The 23,871-nt window shown below is 71.8% G+C and carries 18 protein-coding genes; 14 read left to right on the top strand and 4 right to left on the bottom strand.

Annotation, left to right across the window (positions count from 1 at the left end; all coding sequences use genetic code 11):
• Window positions 1-317: 317 nt before the first annotated feature.
• The gene (locus tag NBY69_RS35550; protein WP_250306363.1) at window positions 318-941 is read right to left on the bottom strand and encodes a DUF4157 domain-containing protein; all 624 of its coding nucleotides are present in this window, start codon (window positions 939-941) and stop codon (window positions 318-320) included.
• A gap of 480 nt (window positions 942-1,421) precedes the next feature.
• On the opposite strand from NBY69_RS35550, the gene NBY69_RS35545 reads away from it, so the two are divergent.
• The 13 genes from NBY69_RS35545 to NBY69_RS35485 all read left to right on the top strand — a co-directional run bounded on the left by NBY69_RS35545 (window position 1,422) and on the right by NBY69_RS35485 (window position 16,425).
• On the top strand, window positions 1,422-2,405 hold the full coding sequence (locus tag NBY69_RS35545) for a hypothetical protein (RefSeq protein WP_250306362.1): 984 nt from the start codon (window positions 1,422-1,424) through the stop codon (window positions 2,403-2,405).
• A 178-nt stretch (window positions 2,406-2,583) separates the two neighbouring features.
• On the top strand, window positions 2,584-4,164 hold the full coding sequence (locus NBY69_RS35540) for a phage tail sheath subtilisin-like domain-containing protein (RefSeq protein WP_250306361.1): 1,581 nt from the start codon (window positions 2,584-2,586) through the stop codon (window positions 4,162-4,164).
• Between the two features lie 80 nt (window positions 4,165-4,244).
• A complete protein-coding gene (locus tag NBY69_RS35535) occupies window positions 4,245-4,688 on the top strand; it encodes a phage tail protein (protein WP_250306360.1) in 444 nt (147 codons plus the stop codon).
• A complete protein-coding gene (locus NBY69_RS35530; protein WP_250306359.1) occupies window positions 4,688-5,200 on the top strand; it encodes a hypothetical protein in 513 nt (170 codons plus the stop codon). Before NBY69_RS35535 ends, NBY69_RS35530 begins: the two co-directional genes overlap by 1 nt.
• Window positions 5,197-5,355 carry a DUF6760 family protein gene (locus NBY69_RS35525; RefSeq protein WP_250306356.1) on the top strand — a complete coding sequence of 53 codons (159 nt, stop codon included), beginning with the start codon at window positions 5,197-5,199 and terminating at the stop codon, window positions 5,353-5,355. Before NBY69_RS35530 ends, NBY69_RS35525 begins: the two co-directional genes overlap by 4 nt.
• Window positions 5,355-8,822 (top strand): hypothetical protein, encoded by a 3,468-nt coding sequence (locus tag NBY69_RS35520; RefSeq protein WP_250306354.1) that lies wholly within the window; start codon window positions 5,355-5,357, stop codon window positions 8,820-8,822. The genes NBY69_RS35525 and NBY69_RS35520 overlap by 1 nt, the downstream gene beginning before the upstream one ends.
• 82 nt (window positions 8,823-8,904) lie before the next feature.
• Window positions 8,905-9,342 (top strand): phage tail protein, encoded by a 438-nt coding sequence (locus NBY69_RS35515; RefSeq protein ID WP_250306353.1) that lies wholly within the window; start codon window positions 8,905-8,907, stop codon window positions 9,340-9,342.
• A 35-nt stretch (window positions 9,343-9,377) separates the two neighbouring features.
• The gene (locus NBY69_RS35510; RefSeq protein ID WP_250306378.1) at window positions 9,378-10,112 is read left to right on the top strand and encodes a LysM peptidoglycan-binding domain-containing protein; all 735 of its coding nucleotides are present in this window, start codon (window positions 9,378-9,380) and stop codon (window positions 10,110-10,112) included.
• Entirely contained in the window at window positions 10,109-12,037 is a 1,929-nt protein-coding gene (locus NBY69_RS35505) for a VgrG-related protein (protein ID WP_250306350.1), read from the top strand. The genes NBY69_RS35510 and NBY69_RS35505 overlap by 4 nt, the downstream gene beginning before the upstream one ends.
• Window positions 12,037-12,483 (top strand): GPW/gp25 family protein, encoded by a 447-nt coding sequence (locus NBY69_RS35500; protein ID WP_250306349.1) that lies wholly within the window; start codon window positions 12,037-12,039, stop codon window positions 12,481-12,483. Before NBY69_RS35505 ends, NBY69_RS35500 begins: the two co-directional genes overlap by 1 nt.
• The gene (locus tag NBY69_RS35495) at window positions 12,483-14,441 is read left to right on the top strand and encodes a putative baseplate assembly protein (protein ID WP_250306347.1); all 1,959 of its coding nucleotides are present in this window, start codon (window positions 12,483-12,485) and stop codon (window positions 14,439-14,441) included. Before NBY69_RS35500 ends, NBY69_RS35495 begins: the two co-directional genes overlap by 1 nt.
• Window positions 14,438-15,010, top strand: a complete 573-nt coding sequence (locus tag NBY69_RS35490; protein WP_250306345.1) for a phage tail protein — start codon at window positions 14,438-14,440, stop codon at window positions 15,008-15,010. Before NBY69_RS35495 ends, NBY69_RS35490 begins: the two co-directional genes overlap by 4 nt.
• Window positions 15,007-16,425, top strand: a complete 1,419-nt coding sequence (locus NBY69_RS35485) for an NADase-type glycan-binding domain-containing protein (protein ID WP_250306344.1) — start codon at window positions 15,007-15,009, stop codon at window positions 16,423-16,425. Before NBY69_RS35490 ends, NBY69_RS35485 begins: the two co-directional genes overlap by 4 nt.
• 68 nt (window positions 16,426-16,493) lie before the next feature.
• Here NBY69_RS35485 and NBY69_RS35480 read toward each other — a convergent pair whose 3' ends face one another.
• From NBY69_RS35480 to NBY69_RS35470, 3 genes are all read right to left on the bottom strand, one after another.
• Entirely contained in the window at window positions 16,494-16,895 is a 402-nt protein-coding gene (locus NBY69_RS35480) for a 6-carboxytetrahydropterin synthase (protein WP_250306376.1), read from the bottom strand.
• A gap of 60 nt (window positions 16,896-16,955) precedes the next feature.
• Window positions 16,956-19,631 (bottom strand): AAA family ATPase, encoded by a 2,676-nt coding sequence (locus NBY69_RS35475; protein WP_250306343.1) that lies wholly within the window; start codon window positions 19,629-19,631, stop codon window positions 16,956-16,958.
• Between the two features lie 199 nt (window positions 19,632-19,830).
• Window positions 19,831-22,242 carry a helicase-associated domain-containing protein gene (locus NBY69_RS35470; RefSeq protein WP_250306342.1) on the bottom strand — a complete coding sequence of 804 codons (2,412 nt, stop codon included), beginning with the start codon at window positions 22,240-22,242 and terminating at the stop codon, window positions 19,831-19,833.
• Between the two features lie 366 nt (window positions 22,243-22,608).
• Here NBY69_RS35470 and NBY69_RS35465 point away from each other — a divergent pair, with 366 nt between their 5' ends.
• Complete coding sequence (locus NBY69_RS35465) at window positions 22,609-23,808, top strand: cytochrome P450 (RefSeq protein WP_250306341.1); 1,200 nt, start codon at window positions 22,609-22,611, stop codon at window positions 23,806-23,808.
• The last annotated feature ends 63 nt before the right edge of the window (window positions 23,809-23,871 follow it).

Raw genomic sequence — 23,871 nt, 5'->3', positions numbered from 1 at the left:
AGGCACGAACCGGTACTCGTCGACGACGTCGCCGGTATTGCGCACCCGTAGCCGCACACTGGCTGACCCACCCGGGTCCACGGTTGTCGAAGGGGGCTCCAGGGAGGTCCACAGACTCATGTGGCAACGCTACGGCAGGCGTTGCCGTGCTGTCGCAGGCCCCAGGGCAGGATGCAGCGTCCGAAGGCGCAGGCCCTGCTGCCCTCGTGGGTGCCTCGTGGTGCGGGGCACCCCGGAACCCTCAGCGGCGCGGACGGCTGCCGGTCGACGGGTGCGGTACGGGTACCTCAGAACTCGTTGCGGGTACCTCGGATACCTCAGAACCCGTCCGGATCGTCGCTGAGCGGCTCGTCGTTGTACGGGACCGGATCCGGGCTGTCCTTGAGGCGGTGGGCCCAGTCCTCCGCCTCGACCTCCTTCGGGTCGCCCTTGTCGGAGAGCGAGAGGCCACCGCCGTTGTCGGTGCCCGGCACGGACCCCTTCCGCTGCTGTTTCACGTGGGCCAGTTCGTGCAGCATCGTGTGTTCGTTGTCGCCCCCCTCGCCGACGACGATATGCCGGTCCGTCGTGTACGCGTGGGCCTGGAGATCGGCCGCCGACTGCCGCGCCGCCGCGTCCTTGTGCACCTCCACGTCACCGAGGTAGACCCCCATGCCCTGCTCCGCCTTGGCGCGGATCGCCGGGTCCACGGGAACCCCCGGCTTCTTGATGACGTCGTACACCGTCGAGGCCTGCACGGGGTCGTCGTGACCACACCCGGCGCCGTGCTCGTGCGACTGCTGCTCGACCCGGCGCTGCACCTCGACCGTGCGCGTCACCGCGGCGTTGCCGGCCTTGCGTTGCAGGGCGAGGAGGGGCGGCACCGGGGCGACAGCGGAGTGCGCCGAGCGCTGTACGGCGTTCCGCTGAGGGGTCGAGTGGTCCCGTTCGTATGCGGGCATGGGCCCTTCCTGTCCGGCGTCGACATGCGTGCTTACGGCCTAACCGGCCCCGGGCGGCGGTGACAAGGACCGCGCGGGCACTTCTGGGAGCCCCCGGGGCAGAGACGGCTGCCCACCCACGCCTCACGGACCGCCTCCCTGATGCGTCCGTGACACACATTCCCGGTCGGTCCCGTCGTACTCCCGTGCACGCCAGGGCGCTTGCGAGGGTGCGGATCTCCCGCCGCGGCGCCTTGCCCTCCGGGACGGGCCGCGTGGGGTGGAGGGCAGGCAGGAGTGCCCTCCCGCCTCTTCTGCCACGCGGGTGCGTGCCGTAGGAGAGTGGGGGAGGCGCAACCGCAGCGAGGAGGCCGAGACAACTGAACGTGTTCGTGGTCGCACTCGGCCCGGGGCTGATCCCTACCGCTGGCCGTGCTGCGTCGCCCAGTGACCGCCCGCGTGTGCCGTCCCGCGCACAGCCGTCGACAGAGGTGAGCGCCCGTGCACGCCCATGAGCAGCGAAACCCCGCGGAAGGCCGGGGGCGGGCGTCGGCCCGGCCCCGTACCGCCCCGCCCACGGCACCCCTCCTGCGGACCGGGTCGCCCCAGGCCGACATGCGGGCGTGGCAGAACCGCGCGGGCAATGCCGTGGCGACCCGGATGCTGGGGCAGGAGGACCAGTCCGGCCGCCCGCAGGCCGTCCAGCGGATGCCGGCCGACAACGGCCGCCCCGGAGGGCCCGCCCCGGCCGCCCAGGAGCTCCGCTCCGTCTTCGAGTCCGACTCCTCCGACTCCGAGTCGGACAGCGCCTCCGCCTCCGCCGCCGCGGCCGAGCAGGACAACGTACTGCCGTACCACCGGGATCTGCGCGCGCTGCGTGCGCTGATCCGGCGGGCCATGGAGGCCGAGCAGAACTCCGAGAAGGAGAAGAAGAACTCCGGCAAGGAGAAGCGGAGTTCGGCCCAGAACGCTCGGAACTGGACCGTCACGGTGAAGATCGATCCGGGTGCGTCCTGGACGAGCCGGGACTTCCGCAACGGCGAGGTGGGTCACGTCTGGCTCTCGCTGACCTCGCCGCTCGGCCAGTCGACACAGTTCGGCTTCTACCCGAAGACCATGGCCGGCGCCACCAGTGTCCCGGGCGAGATCCTCTGCCCGGACCCGCACGGTGGCGACAAGGAGCAGAAGAGCGTTTCTGTCGGGCTCCAGGAGGTGCTGAGCGGCTACCACGCGGCCTTCGCCAGGGCGGACGCCAGGTACCACCTCGGCGGGTACAACTGCGCGAGCTTCGCGTCGGACGTCTGGAAGGCCATGACCGGCAGCCCGCTGCCCAACGGGTTCCTGATCTCCAACCCGGCCTCCGCGGCGGAGTCGATCAGGTCGGAACGGGAACTCCGCTCGGCGTTCGCCGGGCAGGAGATGACCGGTGGCCTGGAGGACCTGATCGACATGGTCACCTCGGGCAATATCGTGCCCCCGATGTGAGCCCGTCCCCGCCTCCGGCGCCCGGCCCTCGCCACCGGCGGGCTTTCGGGCACGGCCGACGGCTTTCGGGGCAGCAGGTGTATGCCCCGGGAAAGGCCCCTAAGGCTCTTACGGGAGGGTTCCCGCTTGATCGAGGGTTGATCGGGTAACTGAGTCTTACCCCCGAGGAGAGCAGAACATGCCGTCGTATCTGTCGCCGGGCGTCTATGTCGAGGAGGTCGCCAGCGGCTCCCGTCCGATCGAAGGTATCGGCACCTCCGTCGCCGCCTTCGTCGGCCTCGCGCCGACCGGGCCGCTGAACCAGCCGACCCTGGTGACCAACTGGTCGCAGTACGTGGCCGCCTTCGGGGAGTTCACAGACGGCTACTACCTGGCGCACTCCGTCTACGGGTTCTTCAACAACGGTGGCTCCGCCGCGTACGTCGTACGCGTCGGTGGCGCTCCCGTGGCGGCCGACGCGTCGGCCGCGGGACCTGCCGCAGCCGCTCCGGCCGCGCTGCTCCCGGGCGCCGCGGCCGAGTTGGGGACCTTCACCGTCCGTGCCCTCGCCCCCGGAAGCACCGGCGCGCTCAGCGTCGAGGTGGTCGACCCGCAGGGTGAAGGGGCCGCCGAGCGGTTCCGCCTGCTGGTCAAGGACGGCGAGAAGACCGTCGAGACCTTCGACGCGACCGCGAAGAAGCAGGGTCGCAACTACGTCGTCACGCAGGTCAACGAGCGTTCCAAGCTGATCAGCCTGGAAGAGGCGGCCCCCGCGGGCCAGCTCGTCCGGCCGGACAACCAGACGGTGGCGCTCGCCAACCCCGTCCCCGCTCCCGTGGCCCCGCCCGTCGAGCAGGTGACCGGTGGACACCCCGGTCCGGCCGAGTACCTCGGTGACTCCTCCGACCGCACCGGTTTCGGTGGTCTGGAAGCCGTGGACGAGATCTCCATGGTCGCCGTCCCCGACCTGATGGCCGCCTACCAGAGCGGTGCGATCGACCTGGAGGCGGTCAAGGCCGTCCAGCTCGGGCTGATCGCGCACTGCGAGCTGATGGGCGACCGCGTCGCCGTCATCGACCCGCCGCCCGGTCTGAACGCGCGTGACGTCCGGGTGTGGCGCCAGGACACCGCCGGCTACGACTCCAAGTACGCGGCCGTGTACTACCCCTGGATCAAGGTCTTCGACCCGGCCACCGGCCAGGCCCGCATGGTTCCGCCGAGCGGCCACATCTCCGGTATCTGGGCCCGCAACGACTTCGAGCGCGGTGTGCACAAGGCCCCGGCCAACGAGGTCGTGCGCGGTGCCATCGACCTGGAGAACCAGATCACCCGCGGTGAGCAGGACCTGCTCAACCCCATCGGCGTGAACTGCATCCGGTCCTTCCCCGGCCGCGGTATCCGCGTCTGGGGAGCCCGCACCCTCTCCTCCGACCCGGCCTGGCGCTACATCAACATCCGCCGGTACTTCAACTACCTGGAGGAGTCGATCCTGATCGGCACCCAGTGGGTGGTGTTCGAGCCCAACGACCAGGCGTTGTGGGCCCGGATCCGGCGGAACGTGTCGGCGTTCCTGGTCAACGAGTGGCGCAACGGCGCCCTCTTCGGGTCCCGCCCGGAAGAGGCGTTCTACGTCAAGTGCGACGCCGAGAGCAACCCGCCGGAGTCCGTGGACCTCGGCCGGGTCGTCTGCGAGATCGGCATCGCGCCCGTCAAGCCCGCCGAGTTCGTGATCTTCCGGCTGGCGCAGTTCTCCAGCGGCAGCGGCGAGCTGGAGGAGTAGCGGGGCGCGGACCGGATCCGCGCGTCACCCGTTCCGAACGTTCCGTAACACACCAGTAGTTGAAGGACAGACAGGGGCTCATGACTACTCAGCCGGGTGATTCCCTCACCTCACACAATTTCGGCCTCCAGATCGACGGCGTCATGGTCGAGTACCTCCACGAGGTCAGCGGCCTGAGCATCGAACAGGACGTCATCGAGTACCAGCAGGTGTCCGCGCAGGGCGTCCCCGTGACGAAGAAGATGCCCGGCGTGAAGAAGGCCGGCTCCTGCACGGTCGTGCGCGGCATGACCGGATCCGCCGCGTTCACGCAGTGGATCAACGAGTCGATCGCCGGTCAGATGGCGACCGCCCGCAAGAACGCCACGATCATGCACATGGACTCGACGAACGCCCCGGTCAAGCGCTACAACCTGCGCAACGCATGGTGCAACAAGGTCGAGGCCAGCACGGTCAAGGCCGGTGAGGCGACGGCGCTCACCGAGACCGTCACCATCACCTACGAAGAACTGGTCATCGAGTAATGCGCCGTACGGTCACCCGTCCGTCCGCCGCGCCCGCACTGTCGGGCGCGGCGGACGGTGAGGTGTCAGGACCTGCACCCCAGGCTCCTGCCCCGGCCGCAGCTGCGGCCATGCCCGCGGAACCGGTCCCCGAACGGCAGTCGCTGCGCACCGAGTTCGACTTCGAGCTGCCGCGCGGCTACGTCGACGCCTCGGGCACCGTGCACCGCGCCGGGACCATGCGTCTGTCGACCGCGCGGGACGAACTCGTCCCGCTGCGGGACGTCAGGGTCCAGGAGAACCCGGCCTATCTGTCGGTGGTGCTGCTCGGCCGGGTCATCACCCGGCTCGGCACGCTGCCCCAGGTGCACGACGGGGTGGTGGAGAACATGTTCGCCTCCGACCTCGCCTTCCTGCAGGACTTCTACCGGCAGGTCAACGCCGAGGGACACACCCGCGCCGGGGTGACCTGCCCGCACTGCGAGCAGCCCTTCGAGGTGGAACTCGGCGGGAGCCGCCTGGGGGAATCGTGACGTACGCGACCGACCGTATCCACGAGGAGATCGCGTACGTCGCCTACCACTTCCACTGGAGCCTGGAGAACATCCTGGATCTCGAACACCGTGACCGGCGGCGCTACACCCAGGAGATCGCCTCCCTCGTCAACCGTGCCGCGGCGGAGGGCTGATGGGACTTCTCGACAGGCTGCGCAGGCGGCCGGACGCCGGACCCGGTGCACCGGGCCCGGCCGACAGCACGCCTCCGGCCGCGCCGGAGTCGACAGCCACCGACCCCACCGCCTCCGTCGGCCGCACGGAGCGCGGGGCGGCCGGCTGGTCGGCCCTGCCTCCGCTCACGGGCGCGACCGGCACCCTGCGGTCCGTGTCCGTCGCCGACGCCGGATTCAGTGGCTCGCTCTCCACCTGGCAGAACCCCTCCTTCGCCGGGACGTTGTCGCATGCCGTGCTCGACGGCGCTCCGGGCGGCCTGGTCAAGGGCGCCCTCACGGTCTCGGCGGCCTCGTCGCCGGGGCCGGGGCTCGACCTGCCCTCGCTGGCCCTGCCGGTCGCGGGGCCAGGCGCCGCCGCGGAAGCCGATCCCTCGCAACCGGCGCGTACGGCCACGCCCTGGACGTCCACAGCTCCGCACGCCTCCGGTCCGGGCAACAGCGCGCTGCCGGTCCGCCGGCCGGCCGGGCCCAGCGTGACGCCGGTGGCGCCGCAGGCCCAACGGGCCGCCGTACCCACCACGTTGACCAAGGCGCCCGCGGTCCAGCGGCGTGCGCTGCCGACCGTGAAGCGTGCCGCGGGCCCGCCTGCCGCGCCCGCCGTCCCGGCCCCGGTTCAGGCCCCGGAGCCCGCTCAGGCCCCGGACGCGCCGCCGGTCCGGGACGCGCCCGTGCTTTCGGCCGCCGCGCCGCCGGTCATGAACACGCCCGAGGCTCCGGCCGCTGCGGACCCGGTCCAGGACCTGCCCGCGCTGCCGACCGCCGCGCTGCCGGTACGGAGCACACCGACGCCTCCGGCTGCTCCGGACCCGGTCCGGAGCACACCCACGCCTCCGGCTGCCGCGGACCCGGTACGGAGCACACCCATGCCTCCGGCCGCCCCGGAACCGGTCCGGAACGCCTCCCCGGCCGCTGCCGACCCGGTCCAGGGGCCCGCCGCCGCCCGGCCGGAGCGGCGCGGACTGGGCGCACCGTCGGCCGGTACACCGGCCCTGCCCACGCCTCACCCACCGTCGGCCGGTAGCCCGGCAGGTCCCCCGCCCCGTCGGCGCCCGCTGATCGGTGCCCCGCTGCCCGCCCCGCCCCCGTCGGCCGGGCCCATCGGCAGGAGCGGCCAGGCTCCCGCCCCGCTCTCCCGCCCGGACCGGGCGCCCGGCCCGACGGCCGTGCAGCGCTCGGCCGTGTCCCCGACACCCCCCGCCTCCACGGACGCCCGACAGGGCACGCCGCCTCCGGCCGCGCCCCCCGGCGGACATGGCAGCCCCGCGCGCCCGGGTGCGACGTCCGACAAAGACGCCGCCCGGCGGGCGTCGGCGCATCGCGCGCCGACGCCGCCTTCGTCACAGCCGCCGGTCTCCGGGGCACACGACGGCGGATCCGAACGGCCCGCTTCCGTAGGGCTTCCCGCACCGGAGCCGGTACGGGAAAACCCGGCGCCCGCCGCCGGGAAGCCCGGGGCGGCCGCGCCGACGGCACCTCCCGCTCCCCGCGAAGCCGATGCCGGCACCGGCCGCGCCACCGTGCAACGCGCGGTGACCACTCCGGGACAGGCGGTGGATCCACGCGCCCTGGCGCGCGGCGGGAGCGGCGGCCAGGACGCGTCGCCCGCCCCGGCCGGACGCGGGCCCGCCGACGCCACGGTTCCGCCCGTCGGTCCCGTGCGGAGCACCGCGGCGCAGCACCGGGGTTCCGAAGGCGCGGGGCACCCGGCGGGCGTGCCCGTCGTGCCGGTGTGGCGAACTGCCGCGTCCCCGGCCCCCGTTGCGGGGACGGAACCCGGCGGCCCGGGTCGCTCTGCCGCACTGCCCGTCGTGTCCGTGCAGCGTGCCGCGGTGACCCCGAACCGGCCGGTGAATCTGCCCGGCACCGCACCCGTCGCACCCGTCGCACCCGCAGTCTCCGCCGGACCGGCCACCCCGGCGAACAGCGGTCCCGGCCAGGCGGGTTCGCCGCGGTCAGGCGCCGCGCCGTCAGGTCCGCGGCCCGCGGCCGTGCTTCCCACGGCGCCGCAAGGGCCCGCCGCGCAGCTCCCCGTACGCACGGGGGCAACGGCCGGGCAGCAGCCGGACACCGGCGGCGCCCCCACCCCGCGGTCGCTCCCGCTGACGTCGGCCCGCCCGCTGACGTCCGCCCTGCCGACGGCCGCCCCCGGACCGTCCGCCGTACAGAGCGGCCCGGTCGGCCCCGTCGCCGTACAGCGCAGCGCCGCTCCGACGGCCGCGCCGCTGCGCCGCACGGCCCCCGTCACCACGGCTTCGTCGCCGAGCGGTGGCGGCAGGACGGCCGGGAGGCAGCCGGTGCAGCGGCTCGGGACACCCGCGTCCGGGCCCGCACGGACCTCCGCCGGATCCGCGCCGCCCGCGCCTTCCGCACCCAGGCCCGCCGAGCCCCTCCGGCCGTCGGCAGCAGGCCCGCACACGGCGGTCAGCCCCGTGGCGCCACCTCCGTCGATGCCGCACATGTCAGCGGCCGTGCTGCCGACTGCCGCCGCTCCTGGCCGAGTTGCGGGCGGGGATGCCGTACGAGGCACCCCCGCTGTGCTGCCCGTACAGCGCACGACGGTCGGTCCGGGGCCGACCGGCACCGGTCCGATGCCGTCCGGCCTTCCGGTCGCGAGGCCCATGCCGTCCGGCCTTCCCGCTGCCGGACAGCTGCCGTCCGGCTCCCCGCCCGCCCGGCCGGTGCCGTCCGCCCTTCCGCCCGCCCGGCCGGAGCCCTTCGGGTTTCCGCCCGCCGGGCCGGTGCCGTCCGGTCTTCCGGTCGCCGGTGCGGGGCCCTTCGGCGTCCCTCCGGCTGCTCCGGCGGGCGCCCCACCGGCACCCCCGGTGGCTGTTCCCGTCCTGCCCGGCGGCTCTTCCGTACAGCGGTCGGCGGCGATGCCCACGTCCAGGACCGCGTCCAGGCCCACGTCCCGGCCCGCGCCGCCCGTGCAGCGGAGGACCGCCGGTACGCAGACCAAGGCACCGGCGACGGATCCGCCCCGGGGCCTCGGCCTGCCCGTGCAGCGGAGGGACACCGGCATGCTGTCCAAGGAACTGCCCCAGGCCCTCGGAATCTCCGTCCCGTCCTCCGGGCCGCAGTCGTCCTCCGCCGCGGTGGCCCCCACCGTCGCCACGCGGCGTCCGGAAACGCCGCCCACCGTGCGTTCCGCCGGTCCGCGGGGCGGCATCGGCGGTCCGGCCGCCGATGCCGCCCGGCGTACCGCCGAGTTCGACGCACGCAACCTGACCGACCGCCAGGTCGACGACCTGGTGAACCGGTTGAGCGGACCACTGACCCGCATGCTGAAATTCGACGCCCGTAAGCTGCCGGAGGGGCAGGTGGACGAGTTGATCCACCGGTTGTTCGGGCCGCTGACCCGGTTGCTGAGAACCGAATTCCGCCTCGACCGGGAGCGCATCGGCAAACTGCGCGATGCCCGCCGCTGACCGGAGCGTGGCCCGGAGCCGATGAGCGAGGAGCCTGCCCCCGGTAACGAACTCCCAGACCGCACAAGAAAGGCCGACTTCGATGACCAGCGATCTCGATCCGGGATCCTCGCTCTTCTTCACCCTGACCATCGACGGCGAGGACCTGGGGTCCTTCAACGGCTGTGAAGGGCTCTCCTCCGAGGTCGAGATGGAGCACTACCAGGAGGGGGGCAACAACGGATTCGTCTGGAACCTGCCCACCCGCGTCACCTTCTCCACGATCCGGCTGACCCGCCCCCTCACGGCCGAGACGACGGCCGTGGCCGCCTGGATATCGTCCGTCACCACAGGGATCTCCCGGCCCACCGCCGAGATCGCCGCGCTCCGTGCCGACGGCTCGCTCGTCGCCCGCTGGGGACTGCTGGACGTGGTCCCGGTCCGCTGGCAGGGGCCGACGCTCGACCCGGCCAACCCCGCTGTCGCCGTGGAGGTCCTGGAGATCGCCCACCACGGCTTTACCGATGTGGAGGCCGAGTAGCGATGTCCCGCGCGGAAGAGAAGATGGACGGCGTGATGCACAAGGCGGGCAACAAGCTCGCCTCGGTCATCGGGAGCCTGGTCCACGCCACCCTGCTGATCCACGAACCGCCGCTGGGGCACAGCACCACCCCGGGCCCGCTGATAAAGGCGTTCGGCTTCGAGTTCAACCCCTCCCAGCTCTCGCTGAGCCGCCGCACCCAGTGGCAGTCCACCCCGACGGCGGCGGTGCGCGACGGCGTGCTGCCGGAGTTCATGGGGCCCGAGCCGCGCGAGCTCTCCGTGGCGGTCTTCCTGGACCGGTCGGACGACCCGGACAGCAACGACGTGATGAAGATGGTCGAGTCGCTGTTCAGCTGCTGCGAGGTGACGTCCATGAGCCTCGCGGCGAAGCAGCCCTCCACCCCCTGGGTGGTGTTCCAGTGGGGTTCGTTCAAGACGGCCAGGTTCACCGCCTACGTCGAGTCGGTGGAGGCTTCGTACACGCTCTTCGGGACCTCGGGGATGCCGATCCGGGCCACCTGCCAGCTCCGGCTGCGCGAGATCCCGAGCAAGACCCTGGGGCAGAACCCCACCTCCGGTGCGCTGACCGCGCGCCGTGTGCACCGGCTGGTCGCGGGTGACTCGCTGCAGTCGCTCGCCTGGCGGGAGTACGGGGACGCCACCGTCTGGCGGGCGATCGCCGAGACCAACGGGATCGACAACCCGGAACGGCTCGCGCCCGGTACCGAACTCATCCTGCCCGCGGTCGAGGAGGTCACCGCCCCATGACCCAGTTCGCCTTCTCCAGTCTCATCGACGTCAAGGTGGGCGGCGCCGCCCTGCCGCCCACCAAGATGGCCGACGGGGTCGCCGACAAACTCGTCGCCGCCTGGGTCGACCTCGGGGCGGGGGTGCCCGGCGCCTTCCAGCTGACCTTCCGCGACAAGGCACGGCGGGAGGTGCTCGACCTGGCGAATATCAAGATCGGCACCAAGATCGTGCTGGCCCCGGTGGCCGACGGCAAGGGAGCACAGGACCCGCTGCTCACCGGTGAGGTCACCGGCCTTGAAGCGGACTACGACGGGGCCGGCACCTTCACCGTCGTACGCGGCTACGACTTCGGGCACCGCCTGCTGCGCCAGCGCCGGGTGGTCGGCTACACCAAGATGACGGCCGCCGCGATCGTGCGGAAGCTGGTGGAACAGAGTTCGATCAAGGTGGGCAGGATCGAACCCACCAGGCCCGCCTACGACTTCATCACCCAGGACAACATCACCGACTGGGACTTCATCGCCCGTCTCGCCGACGAGAACGAGAAGGTGATGTATCTCGACTCCGACGGGAAGTTCCAGTTCGTCAGCCGCGAGCGGGCGTCCGGCGCGCCCCCGGAGGGCACCGACGGCGAGAAGAGCCAGTTGGTGCTCCAGGGCGGCCGTGATGTGCTGCGCTGCCGTGCCGCTGTCACCTCCACCGACCAGGTGCCGCAGGTGGAGGTGCGCGGCTGGGACGTCGGAGCCAAGCGTGCTCTCACGTCCAAGGTGGACGCGCTCACCAACCCGGCCATCGACATCGGCGCCCGACCCGGCGAGATGGCGAAGAAGTTCAAGGCCACCCGTCTCGTCGAGACGAGTACCCCGTACGACCAGCAGCCACAGGTCAAGCGGGCGGCGGAATCCCTGGCCGACGACGTGACGTCGTCCTTCGCCGAACTGGAGGTCACCGTACGCGGCAACCCCAAGATCCGCCCCGACGTCCCGGTCCTGCTCGAAGACGTCGGTGAGCCCTTCGAGGGCAAGTACACGGTGACCGGGGTCCGCCACAGCTTCGAGAACGGCCGGCCCTACCGGACCCAGGTGACCGTCAGCGGAAGGCAGTGGCGTTCCCTGTACGGGCTGGCCTCCGGCGGTGCGAAGACGGCGACGCGCATGCCGAGCGTGGCCAACGGGGTGGTCACGGACGTGAAGGACCCGCAGCGGCTGGGCCGGGTGAAGCTGAAGTTCCCCTGGCTGAACCCCACTTATGTCAGCGACTGGACCCGTACCGTGCAGCTCGGCGGGGTGAGCGGCGGCAGTATCATCCCGTTGGACGTCAACGACGAGGTGCTGGTGGCGTTCGACCGGGGCGCTCTGGACCACCCGTTCGTCATCGGCGGGCTCTACAACGGCAAGGACCGGCCCCGGCCGGGCGATGTGCCGCTGCACGACAAGCTCAGCGGAAAGGCGAGCCGGCACACCCTGGCCGACCGGGAGTTCAACCGCATCGACCTGCTCAGCCAGCAGACCGGCCTGCGTAAACGCGGGGTGCGGCTGAGCACCGGGAACAACCGGCTCGTCATCAATCTGGACCGTACGAAGACCGAGATCACCGTGGACAGCAAGGGCAGCGTCAGCATCAAGGGAAGCCGCTCGGTGTCCGTCGAGGCCGGGGCGGACCTGAGCCTCAAGGCGGGCGGATCGCTGAGCCTGGACGCCGGCGGATCGCTGAGCGTGGGCGCCGGTGGAGCGATGAGCCTGAGGGCCGGCGCAGCGATGAGTATCGACGCGGGGATGGCCATGGCCATCAACTCGACAGCGATGGTGATCGACGCGAAGGCGGCGCTGAACATCACGGCCGCCCTCGCAGCCTCCATCGAGGGGGCCACTGTGACAGTGACCGGCGCCGCGGTCTCGTTGCTCGGCCCCGCCATCACCGCCAACAGAATGCCCGTGGTCTGATGCCTGAACAATTCGTCGGCTCCGGTTGGTCCTTCCCGCTGCGCATCGGCCCGACCGGCGGAATCGCTCTGGTCAGTGGGGAGCGGGAGGTCGAGGAGGCCATGCACCTGGTGCTGGCCACCGCCCCGGGCGAGCGCCCCATGCGCCCGGAATTCGGCTGCGCCGTCCACGACATGGTCTTCGCTCCCATCAACGAGTCCACCGTGGGCAGGATCCAGCACGAGGTGCACACCAGCCTGGACCGGTGGGAGCCGCGCATCGAGGTGCACGAGGTGTCGGTGACCGTGGGCGACGCGCCGGGTGTGCTCTTCATCGATGTGCGCTACGCGATCCGGGGTACCAACAACCCGCGCAGTCTGGTCTTCCCGTTCTACGTCATTCCCTCCCACGACGATCCCGAGCCGTCCTCCGGCGACGGCGCGCCGGCCACCGAAAGCGACCGCTGATGGCACTGCCCTCCCCGAACCTCGACGACCGGCGCTTTCAGCAGTTCGTCGACGACGCCAAGCGCTACATCCAGCAGCGCGCCCCGGAATGGACCGACCACAACGTGTCCGACCCCGGTGTCACCCTGGTCGAGACGGTTGCCCACATGGCCGATCAGATCGTCTACCGGCTCAACCGCGTCCCCGAGAAGAACCACCTGGCCTTCCTCGACCTCGTCGGAGTCACCCTCTTCCCGCCGTCCGCGGCGCGCACCGACGTCACGTTCTGGCTGTCGGCCCCGCAGGAGGACCCCGTACTGATCCCGCTCGGCACGGAGACCGCCACCGTGCGCGCGGACAGCGAGGAAGCCGTCGTCTTCAGCACCGAACGCGAACTGACCGTGATTCCCTCCGCGTTGGGGCACCTCGCGGTGCAGAACAGCGGGCAGGCCGTGACCGACCGGAGTACGGACCTCGGCGAGGCCAGGGACGTGCTGTGCTTCGCGGAGGCACCCGCGGTCGGCGACTGCATGCTGATCGGACTCACCGCCGCCGTCCCGCACTGCGCGGTGGCGCTGCGGCTCGACAGCAGCGTCGACGGCGTGGGCGTGGACCCCCGGCAGCCCCCGCTGGTCTGGGAGGCGTGGACCGCCGACGGCTGGGTGGAGTGCGAGGTCGAGGAGGACGGCACCGGTGGTCTGAACCGCCCCGGCGACGTCGTGCTCCACGTGACGGGCGGGCACATACTCTCCCGCACCGGGCGGCACGAGGCGGGCTGGCTGCGCTGCCGGGTCACCGCCGCCGAGCCGGGCCAGCCGTTCTACACCACCTCGCCCACCGTGCGGTCGGTCGAGGCGTTCACCATGGGCGGCACCGTCCCGGCCGTACACGCCGAGACGGTGCGCGACGAGGCGCTGGGGGAGTCCAACGGGCTGCCCGGCCAGCGGCTGCGGCTCGCCAACGCCCCCGTGGTGGGCGACGTGCCCCCGCTGCACCTCCAAGTGGCCGAGTACGACGGCTGGCAGGACTGGGAGGTCGTCCAGCACTTCGCCGCCTCCGGCCCGGAGGACCTGCACATCACCCTCGACGCGGCCACCGGTGAGATCGCCTTCGGCCCCTCCGTGCGGGAACGGGACGGCCAGCTGCGCCAGTTCGGCGCCGTACCGCCCAAGGGAGCCATCATCCGGGCCGGCCGCTACCGCACCGGCGGTGGCCGCACCGGGAACGTGGCCCGTGGCACCATCCGCACGCTGCGCGACTCCGTTCCCTACGTCGCCGAGGTGATCAACCGCGAGGCCGCCCACGGCGGAGTGGACGGCGAGACGGTGGCGGAGGCCAAGGCCCGCGCGCCGCTCACCCTGCGCGCCCAGGACCGCGCCGTCACCTTGCGCGACTACGAGGAACTCGCCCGGCACGCCGCCCCCGAGACCGCCCGCATCACCTGCCTGGAGGGCGAGGAGGGGGAGCACGGTGCCTACGCCGTACGCGTCCTCGTCGTCCCCCGCGCCGTCCCCGACCCGGGCGGGCGGCTGCGCTTCGAGCAACTCGTCCCCGCCGACGCCCTGTTGCGGCGGATCACCGGCTACCTCGACGAGCGGCGGCTGATCGGCACCCGGCTGGCCGTGGGCCCGCCCTACTACCAGGGCGTCACCGTCGTCGCGACGCTGCACGCGTTCCGCGACGCCGACGCGGAACGCGTCCGGCACGATGCGAACGAGGCGCTCTACCGCCACATCGACCCGCTCACCGGCGGCGCCGACGGAAAGGGCTGGCCCTTCGGCCGCCCCGTCCAGTCGGGCGAGATCTTCGCGGTGCTCCAGCGGGTGCCCGGGGTGGAGCTGGTGGACGAGGTGCTGCTGCACCCGGCCGACCCGCTGACCGGCAAACGCGGGGACCGGACCGAGCGCATCGACCTCGACGCCCCGTCCCTGGTCTTCTCCTTCGACCACCGTGTCCGGGTGATCGGCGGTACATCATGAGAGGTTCCATCGACGGTCTGGAATCCTCCGTCCCGATCGGGACGATGCTGCCCGCCGTCTTCGCCGACGACGACATGATCCAGCGTTTCGTCGGCGGGCTCGACGAGGTGCTCGCGCCCATCCTCAACGTTCTCGACTGCCTGGACGCGTACTTCACCCCGTCCCTGGCTCCGACGGACTTCACCCGCTGGCTGGGCTGGTGGGTCGGCGCCGAGACCGACGGCATCCAGGACGACGACCCGCAGGGGGAGGCCCGGCTGCGTGCCGCGGTCGCCGCCGCGGCCCGCCTGCACCGCATCCGCGGCACCCGCGCCGGCCTCGCCGAAGCGGTGTGGCTCGCCTTCGGTGTCGAACCCGAGATCACCGAGAGCGGCGGAGCCGCCTGGAGCGCGCGGCCCCGCGGCCCGTTCCCCGGGGAGAGCCGCCCCCGTCTGCACGTCGCTGTCCGCCTGTCCGCCCCGACGGACGCGGACGTGTACCGGCTGGACAACCTGGTGGCAGCCGCCCGCCCCGCGCACATGCCCTACACGGTCCAGGTGACCGCCACGGAAAGGACCTCTCACTCATGACCGCCAGCCAGCCACCCGGCGATCCCAGGGGAGAAGAGCGGACCCAGGTCTGCGACCAGTGCGGCACGCGGCAGGGCTCGGAACACACGTTCTGCGAGAGCTGCAACGCGGTGCTGGGGTGGAGCGCGGGCACGTCCGCGCCGGCACCCTCCGGACAGGGCGCGCCTACACCGTCCGCGCCCGCACCGTCCGCGCCCGCACCGGCCGCGCCGGCACCGTCCGGTCAGTCACCGTCCTGGCAGGCACCGCACGGCCAAGCGCCGTACGGCCAGGAGCCGTTCGGACAGTCGCCGTCCGGTCAGTCACCGTTCGGTCAGTCTGCGCAGGCCGCCGCCCCTGGTGCTCCCGCCGCCCCCGGTGCCTCCGGTACGTGGGACACCGGCCGGGAGGAGGACGACACGCTGGAGACCCCGCCGGTGCCCGCGTCGGGATCCGCGCCCGGCACCGTGCCCGCGCAGCCGGGGCCGGATCAGGCCGGCGACTGGTCCGGGGCCCGGCCGCCGGAGCCGGACGCGGCCAGCGACGCCGAACGGGCCCGAGCCCTGCTCGTACCGGTCGCCGACCCGCGGGCGCAGCCGGACCGGCCGCCGACCGTGGCCCCCGTCCTGCCGGGACGGCCCGCCCCCGCACGTCCCGAGGTCCGCAGTCTGGGCGAGCAGGACATCCAGGGCGGTGTCGCGTGCCCCTGGTGCTCCACCGCCAACTCGCCGGAGCGCCACTTCTGCAGCCGGTGCGCCATGTCCATGGCCACGCGGCCGGGGAACGAGGCGCGGCGCCCGTGGTGGCGGCGGATGCTCGACTACCGCAACCGCGAGGAGCCGTGGGCCGGTGACCGCCCGCGACTGGGCTGGCGGCTGGGCCGCATCCTGCGGTGGGTCGTGTGGGCCGCGGTAGCCGCCCTGGCGGTGACGGGCCTGTTCCACGTCGGCGACGGCATCAGCGCGGCACGTGACCACTTCGCCAAGCGGGCCTCGGTCGCACCGGACTCGTCCTCGGCGTCCCACTCGTACCCCCACCACGGCCCCGGCCTGGCCTTCGACAAGGTCAGCAACACCTGGTGGGGACCCGGCATCAACGAGTCCGGGGGCGGGGAGTGGCTGGAGGCCCACTTCCGCGACCCGGTCACGCTCCTCAACATCGGCATCACCGCGGGCGAGTCCACGCACGCCGACACCCTCTCCAAGTCGGCGCTCCCGCACCGCGTCCAGGCCCGCATCACCGAGGACAGCGGAAAGGTCACCACGAAGGAACTCATCCTCGACCAGAGCGCCGGTTTCCAGTCGCGGAGCTTCCGGTTCCACAACGTCACCTCGGTGCGGTTCATCCTGGAGACCGCTTACAACGCCGGGCCGAAGAAGCAGGTGGCGATCGCCGAGATCGAATTCTTCGGCCCTTCGCAGGGCGACGGTTCGTAGGCCGCGCCCGTCCCGTGCCGTCGGCCAGGCCGGTCACGGCCGACGGCACGGGACAGGCAGGGGGCAGGTCAGCCCGGCGGCCCCGGGCGGGTGTCCGGGGTGACGGAATCCCGCTCCCGGTAGATCGCCCAGGTCTTCGGTGTCTCCGAGATCCAGACCGCGACGAGCTCCGGGTACTTCTCCACCCACTGGCTGTACACCCAGAGCGCGAGGTGCTCCGCCGACGGGGAGATGTCCATGGCGTCGTTGAGATGACGGTGGTCCAGAGTGGCGTCGAGCCACGTCTTGAATGCGTCGAGGTCGCCGTAGTCGCGCACGAAGCCGACCTCGGTCAGGTCGGCGGAGCGGGCGGAGAGTTCCATGACGACCACGTAGTTGTGGCCGTGCAGACGCGCGCACTTGTGCCAAGAGGGCAGCTTGTCCAGGACATGGCTGGCTGAGAAGTGGAACTCCTTGGTAATGGTCAGGATCCCAGCCATACCCGGGTTCAGGTCTGCGAGCGGCGTTCCGTTCTCGTAGGGCATGACGGGTTAATCGTCCTCCAGGTCGCCGAGCATGATGGTCCGGTTGAGTGGGACGGCATCGAGGAAGCCACGGCGCAGTACCACGTCATCGATGCTGTCGGCCTTTCGCGTCACCTTGGCGCGGGCCTGCCGGAGCAGGTCCTGAGCTTCGGTCCCGGCTCCGGCGATGTGCAGCGCACGTGCCGCGTGGAAGAGAACCTCTTCGCTGCAGAGAGCCGGCATGTCGCCGGTCTGCCGCAGAAGGTGGACGGACTCGCGTGCGCGTTCCACGGCCGCGTTCAAGTCGTTCTGCCGAAGCCGGACTTGCCCGGAAAGACAGAGTGCGGCGATTTCGCTGCGGACCATGCCCGTACTCCGGGTCTCCACGATCGTGTCCGTCGCGAGCCGGTATGCGGCTTCCAGTGCCTGGGGGTTTCCGTCCGCCGTGTTCAGCATCACCTGGGCGTAGAGGTTGCGCACGATCGGAACGAGGTTGATCAGCCACGTTCGCTCGGTCTCCAGCCACGCTTCCTCGATCAGCGTCAGGACCTCGCCGCGGCGGTGCGGATCGCGTGCGAGGAGGTGCGCGAGGAGAGCGGTGTTGTAGGCGTGCCACCCGCTGTCGCCGCCGCGCTCCGACTCGATCCGGCGGGCCTCGGCCAGCACTGCCTCCGCCTCGTCGAACTGGCCCAGTCCCACGCGCATCTGCGCCAAATAGTTGAGCGCAATGGGCAATTCGGCGTTGAGCGGCTCTGTGCGGAGCCGGTCGGTACAGCGGATCAGGCGGGTCAGCGCCTGGCCGATCTGTCCGTCGTCGAACAGGGTGATGCCCAACTGCATCTCGTTGAGGTTGCGCGCATGCTGGAGCACTGGGTCGTTTCCCCCGCCGAGCCGGGGCTCGGACGCGTAGAGCTCCTCGGCCTCCTGCAACTGCGCCAAGCCGTCGGCGAGTGTGCGTTTGGACGCCTGACGGCCGTATTCGACTTTGGCCACGAAGAGGGCGACCGGGTCGCCCTGCTCCTCGGCGATCAGGACGGCGTCATGGAGCTTGTCGAGTCCGGGAACCAGCCCTTGGGTGGCCATGAGGGTCTTGCCGCGCAGCAGGGTAGTACGGGCTACCAGCTCGGGGGCGGCACACCGGGACGCTGCGTGCTCGGCCTCGGTGGCCAGTGCGTCGATGTACGAGCCGCCACCGGACTCGGACTGGCCGCGCCACCGGACCTCGGTGAGGGAGAGCAACAGCTCGATTGCTTCCACCAGTTGCCGGTCGCGCCCCGGTTCTTCCTCGGCCAGAGCGCGCGCGGCATGGATGGCCTTCTCACAATGCCGTTCCGCTTCGGTGAAGGACAGCCCGTCGATCGCGGCGGAGCGGGCCAGCGCGTAGTGTGCGGCGGCCGATTCGGCCAGGCACTCGTTGCCGCCTTCTTCGAGATGGCGCGCGATTTCCAGGCGCCGCCCCAGCGAAGCCTGTGCGGGCCCGTATTCCTGCGTGAGGGCCCGCGCGATGCGCGCGTGCCGGGAGCGGCGCTGCTGCTCACTCTGCTGTCGGTAGAGGACATCCGACAGGGCCCGGTGCTGGAACCGGTAGCAGTCCGACCGGTCGTGGTGAGCCCACTCGGGAGTATCGGCCGGGACGATCAGCTGCTCCGGACCGGAGAGGCGGTGCAGACGGTCCACGACCTCGTCATGGGGCACTTCGAGCGCTGTGGCGACCGTACGCGAGAGGAACACGGCCCCCTGTGTGGCGGCCGTGACCAAGAGCCTCTGGTCGTCCAGTGGAAGGCGGCGAGTCCGGTCTTCCACGACCCGCGACAGGCTCTCCGGCAGGAGAATCCGATCGCCGTGCTCAGGCTGCCACTCGTCCAGACACAGTTGTACGAAGACCGGGTGCCCGGCGGTGAGCCGGCTCAGGTTCGCGGACAGGTCCGGCGGTGCCGCCGGGTATCGGTGGCGGACGAGTTCGGCCACCGCGTCGCCCGGCAACCCGGTCAGTGAATGAGAGCGGACCAGCGTCTCGCTCTCCCAACGCCGGAGCAGCTCGGAAACGCTGTCCGAGGCGCCGTCCGGGACTTCGCCGACGGTGTGGCCGAGTACCAGGGCGAGTGGTGCCCCCGGAATCACGTGCACCAGCTGGTCCAGGACGAGCAGACTGCTGGGGTCGATGTTCTGGACGTCGTCGATCACCAAGATCGTGGGAGGCCCGGACCTCGCCAGGTTCAGCAGAGCCTCGACGATCTGTGCCGCTACTCCTTGCTGGAACGGCAGGAGCGAATCGAACGGCATGGAGCCTGAACTGAGAGCCGCCTTGGTGGCCTCGCTCCCGATCGTCAGTACCGCACCGAGTCCGGGCACGAGCGCGGAGAGCACGTCCGGCAGGGAACGCTTCGCGCCCCGTCCGGCTCCGCGCAGGAAACTCCTCAGTCGGCTCGGCTGTTCCGACCGGGCGTCCAGTTTCATGAGGATGTCGATGACGGGACCGTAGAGCAGGCCCGGACCGATCCCGGGAGAGCAGTGCGAGGTGACGACCCTGCACGCCCGCACTCCCGACTGCGCGGCCGAGGCGCGGCGGTCGAACTCGCCGAGCAGCGAGGTCTTCCCCATTCCGGAGACCCCTTCGAAAAGGAGTGCACTGCCACGGCCATCGGCGAGGGCCAGCCCCATGGAGCGGAGTTCTTCCATGGGCCCGACACGGTCGACGAACACGGTCTGCACTACAGCCCCCGTAGGCTCGCTCACTGCTGTGTACGCGTTGGCACTTCGACAGCGCTCGTCACTCATTGCACATGGGTCGTCAGCCTAGAGCACGACCGGCGGCGACGGCGAGCCGCGCGGCAAGGCCGTGGCTGTCGAACGCGGGGCCCTCCAGCCACTTCCGAGCCGAGGGGGAACGCCTGCTGGTTGCTCATCCGGGCATGACGCCGTGGATACGGGACAGCGTGAAGACGCGTTCGGCGCCCCGCAGATGGCACCAGGCTTCGAGGTAGGGCGGGTCGAGCACGAGGTGGCTGAGGGCGCGCACCGTCCGGTTGCCCGAGGTGGCGACGTACTCGACGGTGACGGCCTGACCGGCATCGACGGCATGTGCGAGCTGCCGGATGTCGCTGTACGGCAGGTTCTTCGCCCACCCGGCGACGGTCTCCTCGGTGTCCGTGGCGAAGGGAACATCTCCGTCGGACGGCGCGGGTACGGGAGCCGTCGGCGCGGCCAGCAGCCGCGTCGCCAAGGCCTTCGGATCGAAAGCGGGGGCCTTCGCGCGGGCGGCAGCGATTCGGCCGCCGTCTCTCGCGCTGGTGCCGCGCGGGGGCGGAACGGGAGTGGTGGCCCGCCGAGGCCGGGCTCTGTCGATGCGTACCGTGCCCTCGGCCGTCTCGGCGACAGGGGCGTATCCCTGGGCCCGGAGCGCGGTGAGGGTCGTGTCGATCGGGCTGCGGCTGACGAGCACCGTCGGCGCCAGCTGCCGCAGTCCGAGCTTGGCGAGCCCCCGGTGGGCGGCGAGTTCGGCCAGGAGCGCGGGCTCGTCACCGTGGATGACGCAGGCGGCGGGGGCGATGCGCACGCGGCCGTGGGCACGCGCCGTGTCGGTGATGAGGTAACCCAGGGTCTGGGGCAGCGGCCCGGCGGCAACAGCGGTCAGGTCGGCCGTGATGTCGCCGGGGACACGGCCGGCGTCCAGGGCCCGGCGGACGCTGCCGCCGCTGAAACGCCAGACGGACGCCGTGCCGCTGGTCTCCCGGTCGGCGACGGAGTCCAGGAGTGCGGCGAGCCGCGCGGACGGTGTGCCCGTCACGACGGCGGTGAGGTCGGCGCCGATCCGGGCCTCCGCCGTGGCCGTGGGCAACAGCCTCCGGCACAGGGCGCTGAGTTCCTGCGGGTCGTCGGTCCGTAGACGCACGCCGAGCGGTGACAGAGCGCCGCGAGCGAGCACGCCGAGGAGTTCGGCCTCACGGATCACAGAGGCGAAGGCCGTTCCGTCCTGGGGCAGTGAGTCGGCCAGCGGGCGGTGCCAGGCGATCCGTGGTCCCAGCTCCGAGGCGAGCGTCAGGCCTTGTCCCGCCGGGAGCTGTGCGGCTGCGCCCAGGAGCCCGTGACGGGCCTGCGTGCAGCCGTTGCAGGGCGGTGCTCCCGCGAGGACGGGGAGCGCCTTGTTGTCCTCGTCGCGCGCCTGGGTGGGGGTCAGCGGCAGATTCCGCCATGCCTGGAGCAGCACGGCGAACTGCTCCCCGGGTTCCTGTTCCGCCCAGGCGTCGTAGGCGTCGGCGGGCGCCACGCAATCGCCGTCCCGGGCCAGCAGCCCGGCGGCGTACGCGGTCTCCAAGGTGATGCGTACGACAGCGTCGTCGGCCTGCGCCGCCTTGCCGATCCTGGACAGTTCGCGGGTACCGATCCCGCCGGACTTCAGCCGGGTCGGCGGGGTCGCCGCACAGGCCGACAGGACCGAAACGGCACGAGCCAGGAACGCACCGGCCGCGGCCGACGCCTCGTGCTCCACCTCCGCCGGGGTGACAGGCCCCAGCCGTACGGAAGGCGGGACGGGTTCGAACGGGGCGTGCCAGTCGGGCCCGCGCAGCGCGAGCGCCACCTCGGCGGGCATACGGGCGGGGCCGTAGCGGTGACGGTCCTGGATCAGGAGCCCCCGGTCCAGTGCCCACTGCGTGCCCGGTTCCGGTGCCGAACCCCCGGACATGACGAACCGCGGCTGCTTCCGTGCGCCTTCCGCCCGGCGTTCGAGCAGCTTCCGGGCCGCCGCAGGGGCCTTCGCGACCACTGCGGCGATCTGCTCCGGGTCGCTGTGATGTTCCACCAGAGCGACCAGCCGCTGCTGCCTGGTGCCAGGTGGTTTGACGCCCAGTGCCACCAGCAGGCCGCGCAGTTCGTCGGAGGTCGCGCCTGCCAACAGCCTTTTCAGCGAAGCATCGAGCCCCAGGGGCGCGTCCCATGCCTGCGGCAACGGTGCGGCCATGTGGAGCGCCCCCGCGCCGTCCGGCCAGACCAGAGCGTGAACGGCCAGAACCTCCAGCGCTGCGTCCAGCTCGCGGGAGGCTTCGCCGTCCGTCGCTCCCAGCAGCGCCGCCAGGGCATCGCGGGAAGCGGGTGCCCCCAGCGCCGCCAGCGCCTCGGCCACCTGCAGAGGGGGCAACGCGAGCCGCGGCACGGCCAGCGCCACCGATCCCGGGCGCTGAAGACGGTCCGCCAACTCCCCCGTCGAGCGCGGCGCGGGCGGGGAAGCGGCGTCCTCGCGCGCTACGAGCACGCGCGCCAGGCGGGAACTGCCGAGGCTGTCGAGCCATGTCGCCAGCGTTGAACGGGACTTCATGGGGGTGCACCTCGTCGGACCAGGGGACGCCGTAGCAGGGCCGGAGCCGTTCCGGCACCCGGATCCAGGATGACGGATTCCCGCGATCCACGGCTGCCGTGCGAAAGACAAAGTCCCTCGGGCGGGCGTCGCGCCCGGGCAACGCTTCAGCACGAACGCGGGAGAGCAATGCGGCCGGCGACGATCACAGGTCAACGATGTCGTCAGAAACGTCAAGGGTGTACGCGTACCTCCGCTGACCGTTCGGCCTGCACTGCGGCGGCCGCGTTCGCCCAGGCACCTCTCGGTCCCGGTTGGCAGCTCCGTCCAGGAGGCGGCTCCGCAGGCGTCATTGACTCTTGCGGGTGCCGCCCGCACCCTCCCGGCATGACCACATCTCAGCAGGCCCCGTTCGCCCCGTGCGCCGGCGAGAGTTGGCGTTCGCCGTGGGAGATGTACGCGACGCTGCGCGACGCACACCCCCTCCACCACGTCACCGACGGCGACTACTGGGTCCTCTCCCGCTACGCGGACGTACTCGCCGCCGCCCGCGACACCGAGCGTTACTCCTCCGCCGACGGCCTGACCATCACCTACGGCGAGCGCGAACGCCTGGGCATCACCGACGCCGCCCCGATGGTGATGCTGGACCCGCCCGAGCACACCGCCTTCCGCCGGCTGATCACCCGCGGCTACACCCCGCGCCGGGTCGCCGCCATCGAGCCGCACGTCCGTGCTTTCGTCCGGGCCCGCCTGGACCGCATCGCCGATCTCGGCGGCAACTGCGACATCATCGCCGAACTCTTCAAACCGCTGCCCAGCTATGTCGTCGGGCGCTATCTCGGCGTCCCCGAACAGGACCGCGCCCACTTCGACGGCTGGACCCACGCCATCGTCGAGGCCAACGCGCTGGGCGATCCGCTCGCCGCCGCCGAAGCCGTCACCAGCCTCTTCGGCTACTTCACCGAGCTGATCGAACGCCGCCGCTCCGAACCCGCCGACGACACCGTCTCCGACCTGGTCGGCCTGATGCCACCCGAGGACGCCGGAACCCTGCTGCGCATCCTCGGCTTCGCCTTCACGATGGTCGCCGGGGGCAACGACACCACCACCGGCCTGCTCGGCGGCGCCGCCGAACTCCTCACCGCCCTCCCCGCCCCACGCCGGGCCCTCCTGGACGCCCCCGCCCTGCTCCCCTCCGCCATCGAGGAATTCCTCCGGCTGACCTCCCCCGTCCAGTGCCTGACCCGCACCGTCACCGAAGACACCACCCTCCACGGCCGAACCGTCCCGGCCGGCCGGAAGGTTCTCCTCCTCTACGGCGCCGCCAACCGCGACCCACGCGCCTTCGGCCCCACCGCCCACCACCCGGACCTCACCCGCGAGGGCGCCCAGCACCTCGCCTTCACCCACGGCCCGCACCACTGCCTGGGCGCCTCCGCGGCCCGTCTGGTGTCCCGAACGGCCCTGGAGGAACTCCTGGCCCGCTTCCCGGACTTCGAGGTCGACGCAGCGGCGGGCACCTTCGCCGACGGCAACTACGTCCGGCGGTACGCGTCCCTGCCGTTCGCCGCGGCCGGGACCTGAGCGGTTCGTACGGACCAACGGGTGGCGCTGCCCGGCGCCGGGCGGGCAGCCGGGTCACGTCGC

Source organism: Streptomyces sp. A 4/2 (assembly GCF_940670765.1).
Lineage (GTDB): Bacteria > Actinomycetota > Actinomycetes > Streptomycetales > Streptomycetaceae > Streptomyces.
Note: the sequence above shows the minus strand (reverse complement) of the source record. Positions and strands in the feature narration are given on the sequence as shown.

Bases quoted from the DNA above. Each gene is read 5' to 3' on its own strand.
- NBY69_RS35500 (WP_250306349.1), top strand. From the start codon at position 12,037: ATGCCTGAACAATTCGTCGGCTCCGGTTGGTCCTTCCCGCTGCGCATC.
- NBY69_RS35550 (WP_250306363.1), bottom strand. From the start codon at position 941: ATGCCCGCATACGAACGGGACCACTCGACCCCTCAGCGGAACGCCGTA.
- NBY69_RS35470 (WP_250306342.1), bottom strand. From the start codon at position 22,242: ATGAAGTCCCGTTCAACGCTGGCGACATGGCTCGACAGCCTCGGCAGT.
- NBY69_RS35520 (WP_250306354.1), top strand. From the start codon at position 5,355: ATGGGACTTCTCGACAGGCTGCGCAGGCGGCCGGACGCCGGACCCGGT.
- NBY69_RS35485 (WP_250306344.1), top strand. From the start codon at position 15,007: ATGACCGCCAGCCAGCCACCCGGCGATCCCAGGGGAGAAGAGCGGACC.
- NBY69_RS35535 (WP_250306360.1), top strand. From the start codon at position 4,245: ATGACTACTCAGCCGGGTGATTCCCTCACCTCACACAATTTCGGCCTC.
- NBY69_RS35465 (WP_250306341.1), top strand. From the start codon at position 22,609: ATGACCACATCTCAGCAGGCCCCGTTCGCCCCGTGCGCCGGCGAGAGT.
- NBY69_RS35530 (WP_250306359.1), top strand. From the start codon at position 4,688: ATGCGCCGTACGGTCACCCGTCCGTCCGCCGCGCCCGCACTGTCGGGC.
- NBY69_RS35515 (WP_250306353.1), top strand. From the start codon at position 8,905: ATGACCAGCGATCTCGATCCGGGATCCTCGCTCTTCTTCACCCTGACC.
- NBY69_RS35495 (WP_250306347.1), top strand. From the start codon at position 12,483: ATGGCACTGCCCTCCCCGAACCTCGACGACCGGCGCTTTCAGCAGTTC.
- NBY69_RS35490 (WP_250306345.1), top strand. From the start codon at position 14,438: ATGAGAGGTTCCATCGACGGTCTGGAATCCTCCGTCCCGATCGGGACG.
- NBY69_RS35540 (WP_250306361.1), top strand. From the start codon at position 2,584: ATGCCGTCGTATCTGTCGCCGGGCGTCTATGTCGAGGAGGTCGCCAGC.
- NBY69_RS35505 (WP_250306350.1), top strand. From the start codon at position 10,109: ATGACCCAGTTCGCCTTCTCCAGTCTCATCGACGTCAAGGTGGGCGGC.
- NBY69_RS35510 (WP_250306378.1), top strand. From the start codon at position 9,378: ATGCACAAGGCGGGCAACAAGCTCGCCTCGGTCATCGGGAGCCTGGTC.